This window comes from Scytonema sp. PCC 10023 (assembly GCF_963920835.1).
GTDB lineage: Bacteria > Cyanobacteriota > Cyanobacteriia > Cyanobacteriales > Nostocaceae > Kalymmatonema.
On record NZ_CAWUDP010000215.1, the window covers coordinates 1 to 5,120 of the forward strand.

A 5,120-nucleotide genomic window follows, 5' to 3' on the forward strand; every position below is an offset into this window, starting at 1 on the left:
ATTATCGAATTTTAAAAGGTAATCCTCATGATACTCAGCAATTAATACCAAGTCTAGTTCATTTTTTCTACCGTTTCGCACCGCGAACTAGACTAACCAGATTACGCTCACATTACTTAAGTCAAGCGTCAGCACTTTTGACCCGCCCTCATTTGTCTTCTGGCTAATAGCTGTTAATTCTTGTAACAAAGTTGACGGCGTGATACTCCAAGGAGCTACTGAATAGTCGGTGGGTTCGACTCCTTGAACCAATCCGCCACCTTTATTTAGGAGTAATGCGTAATACACATATGCCGTTGAGTTGATGATTCCGTCTTTCCGCATCGACAAGACTTCTGCTTGAGAAATCGTTGTGGTTTCATTTTGATCCCAGGTTACTTGAACCGGTCCTGGGGTAATTTTCAAGACTTTGCGAGTCTCCAGGGTTTGCAGATATCTCATCAGGTTGGTGTTCGACACTCCCCAATCAGCCTCAAAAGCATCTGTGTCTATATCTTGGCTGCTGTTTGTTGGGTCTTTAAGCAATTGCAACCCGAAGTAGGTGTATTCAAATTCAGAGATGATTCTGTAAGTTTTTAAGCTGGTGATGGTGGGTTTATCTAAGGTGATGGGCATTTTTCTTTTCCTAGAGTTATAATCGTGCTTTGCCTGTTCTCCTAGGTAAATCAATCACCACTTACCCCACGAATCGGTATCTCTCCCAGATGCCGATTTAATTTATTATAGGGGCTTGTTTTAGTTTGACCGAATCAGTTACCAGTTATCAGTTATCAGTTACCAGTTACCAAGTACCCGCAGTATCAAGATGTCCCAAGTCAATCTTCTCACTGGCGGCTGGTACTGTTTACTGTTTACTGGTCACTGTTCACTGTTCACTGTTTTGACGCTCGTTTTTTTGAGGCTCACGCACCCAACGAATACTGCAAAACAATCGTTTATAGTGGGCTGTAAATCATTGCTTCCATTTTTTAAACTCGGGTGTTGAAGAATGCCTGAGTTTTTTTGCATTGTTAGAGCTTATCCCCTGGAATCACCGCTGTACAAAAAATATAAGCGTTGCTTGCCTGATATCGGCGATCGCTTTTAATCCGGCTCATAAACTTCCTCTGTCCCTCAATAAGCTTCCCGACAAGACATCCGGCAGACGCTCGACCAACTTTATCCATATCAGATCCATCGTGTTGGTTAACTCCATAACGACCCTCCGCGACCGCATCACCAATCCGCAACCCGTCCTCGTTGTCATCTCGACAAACTTTGACATCAGCGACTTGAACCAATGCCTCATGTGGTCGCGAATTCCCATGCATCCCCACAGCCCACGCCCAATATTGACCGAATTGAATCCTGGCGGCTCCCGCTGGATTCATTCGGTGGTAAGTGTAGTAAGCACCAGGCTCACAAGTCGCTGCCCACGCTTCTACTATTTGAGCCTTGCCAGAATCATCTACTTGGAATAAAGCGCGGGTGTCGTTCCACTCGTCCAATCGGTCACTATTGAGGGTTCCGTCTGGGTACATCCCCTCTATATATACGATATTGAAAACATCTCTTCCCCGAGCTATCCAATAATTGTGCTTTTGGTAATAGCTGATGATTTTTTCCATCAGCCCTTCAGCTTCAATGGGTGGTAATGGTGGCGCAAGCCTTAAAGAGGTTTTAGCCGCTTCATCAAGAATTCCATCTGGCTCGGGGACACCAATGAGCTTTTGAAATTTCATCAAAGCGCTTTTGCTAAGATTGCCCCATTTACCATCTGCCGGAGGGTCGAGCAATCCACGATTAACTAATATTTGTTGAGCTTCTGCGTTGTTCATAGATTTCTCCTAACTAAAGCGGCACTTAAACTTGATTAAGTGCCGCAAGTAAATTTCAGGGTTAATGGTGGATTTATGAAGAGTTTCAGGTCTGGACACCATGCTAACTCAAGCTTTCATAAATGTCAGGTGCTGCCATGGTTGAAAAAATTATCAATGCTGTTTTAGACGTCGTTAAATCTCTTCTACCTAATCAAAATTTATCCACTCCTGCCTGGATAATTCGCTTATCTTTTTTAGGAGTGCTGGTAGTAGGTATAGTTGTTGGAATAAAAGATACACCTTTAGGCGATCGCATCGGATTAAGTAAGCAAGTAGAATTGCCAGCGCTCACTCATACTGAGGTGGTCAAGAATTTTAAACAATCCTATGAAGAGATATCACAATTAAGGGAATCAGACCCAAACGTTAGAGCAAGCTTTCTCGTGACTTTGGTGGATAACTCAACAAATAATATTGTTTTAACCAATGAAGTGAAAGACACTCGCTTGATGTTTTGGGCTTGGTCACTGCCTGTAGACAAGTACTCTTATCTGGACGTGTTTGAACGCGCATTCAACGGCGTAAAAGGGGAATTTCAGTCTAAACTGAATGATGGCTCATGCCTGAGTGGCGCAATTCAAAAGCCAGTGTTGGAGCAACTTAAGCGCGGTGTATATGACTTTCAGAGTACACACTTTAGCATTTGTCCAATTTTTACTAGCAAGAATAAGAGATTGATTGCCGCTGCGATCGCACTTTATAAGCAGCCTGATTCGCTTCAGCTTTATTTTTATGAAGATAAATTGCAAAGGGCTGCCAGTGCAATTAGTACGCTTTTCTATAGTTTTAGTGAAAAGTATCAGATTATATTTGATTAGTTGCCATAGCTTACCATCTGTGCTAGTTTGGTTGCCTGTAAGATGGTGTACTACCAAAGCCCCCTTACCGCAACCTTAAGGGGGTTTATCTATTTAAGGTTTCCTCTGAGAAATACTTGGCATTTTGAGTCGAGATGGATTAAAAAAAGATTAATGAAGGGAAACGCTGATAGAATCCGACCTACCAAGTAATAAAGCTTGGTATTTTTTTTGATTCATTTTCTCAGAGGAAACTTGCCGAAAGGGTGAGTAAATGCTTTGATAGTCTTGGATTTTTTTATGGTATGAAGGGTCGTCCCGTGTGGTTGACACGGGATATTTTTTTGAGCAAATGGATGGATGCGATTGCGATTCGGGGCACTGCGCTCCGCGCAATCGCCCCAACAAAAACCGATTTCAAGGCTTGAAAATATTGATTTGTAATTGCCAAAATCTTAAAATAAAGGCACCCCAAAAACGCACAATTAGTCTCATGGGGTGCCTTTAGTCAATATGCAAGTATGAAAATTATAACAACAGAAGAGCAGAAACCGATTCTCTTTTCAACCCCAATGGTAAGAGCAATTCTAGAGGGTAAAAAGAGCCAAACTAGACGCATTGTTAAATCTCAATCCGATGCAAAATGCCCATACGGCAAGGTGGGTACAGAGCTATGGGTAAGGGAAACCTGGTCACAAACGCTTTCTGGAGACTATATTTACAAAGCGAATTATTGCGAGGAGAACCCGCCAATGGGGTTACGCGGAAACTGGAAGCCATCAATCCATATGCCCAAGGATGCAGCCCGAATCTTTTTAAAAGTCTCTCAAATTCGCACTGAACGATTGCATAATATTAGCGAAGAAGACGCCTTGGCAGAGGGAATCGAGGAGATTCGCGGTAATAGCCTAAACCGCTATACAATCCATATCCCAAAAGATAACGCTTACTACAACGCTCCCATCAGTGAGAGGTTAGAATAAAGTGCCTTTTGTCAATCAGTTAAAATACTCAAATTCTCACTTTTAAGAATGATAATCGTGTAGAAGGTAGGGGGAGGAGGTGAGCGACGCTCACCTCCTCCCCCTATGTTTGATTATCATTATCTTTAAAGTCTTTAACAGCTTAAATAGGAGATGAAAAAGTATTGTAACGACATAGGACGCTTATCTATACTGGTGAGTAGAGAAGCAAGAGCGCTTTAAACTCAATTTTAGAGGATAGGAAGATTAACTATGCAGTTGATGAAAGCTGCTGTCCTAACAGCGTTTGGTGGTGTCAATGGGTTCGAGATTCAGGAAGTCCCCAAACCAAAGCCAAAACCGCATCAAGTGTTAGTGCGAGTTCATGCCACGTCGCTCAATCCAGTTGATTATCAGACTCGTCGTGGAGACTATCAGAATTTGGTGAAGTTACCTGCCATTCTTGGTGTGGATATCTCCGGTGTCATTGAAGCTGTTGGAGAATCTGTCACAACTTTCAAAGTCGGTGATGAAGTGTACTACTCACCGCAGCTTTTTGGTGAATCGGGGAGTTACGCAGAGTATCACGTTGCAGATGAGCAGCTCGTTGCTCATAAACCAGTAAACTTATCACATCTGGAAGCTGCCTGTTTTCCCTTGGCTGCGGGGACAGCATGGGACTGTTTAGTGACTAGAGGTCAGTTACAAGTAGGTGAGTCTGTTTTGATTCATGCTGGCGCAGGTGGCGTTGGTTCATTTGCCATTCAGTTAGCGAAAGCAATAGGCGCTTACGTTTTTACAACTTGTAGTTTTAATAATCACGACTTGGTCAAACAACTAGGAGCAGATTATGCAATTGATTATAAGTCTGAAGATTACGTTGAAGTCATCCAGCGTGTAACTAATGACAAAGGCGTTGACCTCCTATTAGACACTATTGGTGGAGAAACTATTCAGCGGAGTCCCCAAGTGGTCCGCCCCTATGGTCGACTCGTCAGCATTGTCGATATTGCAACTCCTCAGTCATTACTAGAAGCATGGGCTAAAAACTTAACCGTGCATTTTGTTATTACCTCTCAATATCGCGCCAAATTAGATTCACTTAGACATTTAATTGAACGCAATCAGCTACATCCTGTGATTGATTCTGTCATGCCTTGGACTCAAGTAGCACAAGCCCATCAGCGTTTAGAACAAGGTGGCACGAAGGGCAAAGTGGTTCTACAAGTTGTTGAAGATTAACGTTGATGGAAAAAGCTAGGGGTGGAGCCTCAGTGAGAGGTTAAGGTAATTGCACTAATATATGCTCCGGTGAGAGTCGCGCCTGTAAAATCAGTTGAGTCTAATTGTGCTTGTACCAGTTGTGCTCTGGATAAATCACCATCTTGCAAGTTGGCTTCACTTAAGTTTGCAGCAATAAAACTGGCATCTACCAAGTTAGCTCCTTTGAACCTATCCCACTAATAATATTTTGTTAATCCAAATGTGGATAGTAGCAAGGT

Annotated in this window: 5 protein-coding genes and 1 pseudogene; 3 read left to right on the forward strand and 3 right to left on the reverse strand. The window is 42.7% G+C overall.

Annotated features, from left to right (window positions below):
• Positions 1 to 87 precede the first annotated feature (87 nt).
• Both ACM0OZ_RS47705 and ACM0OZ_RS47710 read right to left on the reverse strand, forming a co-directional pair.
• The gene (locus ACM0OZ_RS47705) at positions 88 to 615 is read right to left on the reverse strand and encodes a hypothetical protein (protein ID WP_414589968.1); all 528 of its coding nucleotides are present in this window, start codon (positions 613 to 615) and stop codon (positions 88 to 90) included.
• Positions 616 to 1,010: 395 nt separating this feature from the next.
• Positions 1,011 to 1,817: a peptidoglycan-binding domain-containing protein gene (locus ACM0OZ_RS47710; RefSeq protein WP_414589969.1), complete on the reverse strand. Its 807-nt coding sequence runs from the start codon at positions 1,815 to 1,817 to the stop codon at positions 1,011 to 1,013.
• A 137-nt stretch (positions 1,818 to 1,954) separates the two neighbouring features.
• On the opposite strand from ACM0OZ_RS47710, the gene ACM0OZ_RS47715 reads away from it, so the two are divergent.
• The 3 genes from ACM0OZ_RS47715 (at position 1,955) to ACM0OZ_RS47725 (ending at position 4,860) form a co-directional block, all read left to right on the forward strand.
• Complete coding sequence (locus ACM0OZ_RS47715; protein WP_414589790.1) at positions 1,955 to 2,677, forward strand: hypothetical protein; 723 nt, start codon at positions 1,955 to 1,957, stop codon at positions 2,675 to 2,677.
• A gap of 500 nt (positions 2,678 to 3,177) precedes the next feature.
• Positions 3,178 to 3,639, forward strand: coding sequence for a hypothetical protein (locus ACM0OZ_RS47720; protein ID WP_414589970.1), 462 nt, complete (start codon positions 3,178 to 3,180; stop codon positions 3,637 to 3,639).
• Positions 3,640 to 3,891: 252 nt separating this feature from the next.
• A complete protein-coding gene (locus ACM0OZ_RS47725) occupies positions 3,892 to 4,860 on the forward strand; it encodes a zinc-dependent alcohol dehydrogenase family protein (RefSeq protein WP_414589971.1) in 969 nt (322 codons plus the stop codon).
• 29 nt (positions 4,861 to 4,889) lie between these two features.
• Here ACM0OZ_RS47725 and ACM0OZ_RS47730 read toward each other — a convergent pair.
• Positions 4,890 to 5,057 (reverse strand): annotated as a pseudogene (locus ACM0OZ_RS47730) (pentapeptide repeat-containing protein); the annotation flags it as partial.
• Positions 5,058 to 5,120 lie beyond the last annotated feature (63 nt).

What these genes read in the sequence shown, in the direction of transcription:
- ACM0OZ_RS47705 (WP_414589968.1), bottom strand. Translation starts at nt 615, where the DNA reads ATGCCCATCACCTTAGATAAACCCACCATCACCAGCTTAAAAACTTAC.
- ACM0OZ_RS47710 (WP_414589969.1), bottom strand. Translation starts at nt 1,817, where the DNA reads ATGAACAACGCAGAAGCTCAACAAATATTAGTTAATCGTGGATTGCTC.
- ACM0OZ_RS47715 (WP_414589790.1), top strand. Translation starts at nt 1,955, where the DNA reads ATGGTTGAAAAAATTATCAATGCTGTTTTAGACGTCGTTAAATCTCTT.
- ACM0OZ_RS47720 (WP_414589970.1), top strand. Translation starts at nt 3,178, where the DNA reads ATGAAAATTATAACAACAGAAGAGCAGAAACCGATTCTCTTTTCAACC.
- ACM0OZ_RS47725 (WP_414589971.1), top strand. Translation starts at nt 3,892, where the DNA reads ATGCAGTTGATGAAAGCTGCTGTCCTAACAGCGTTTGGTGGTGTCAAT.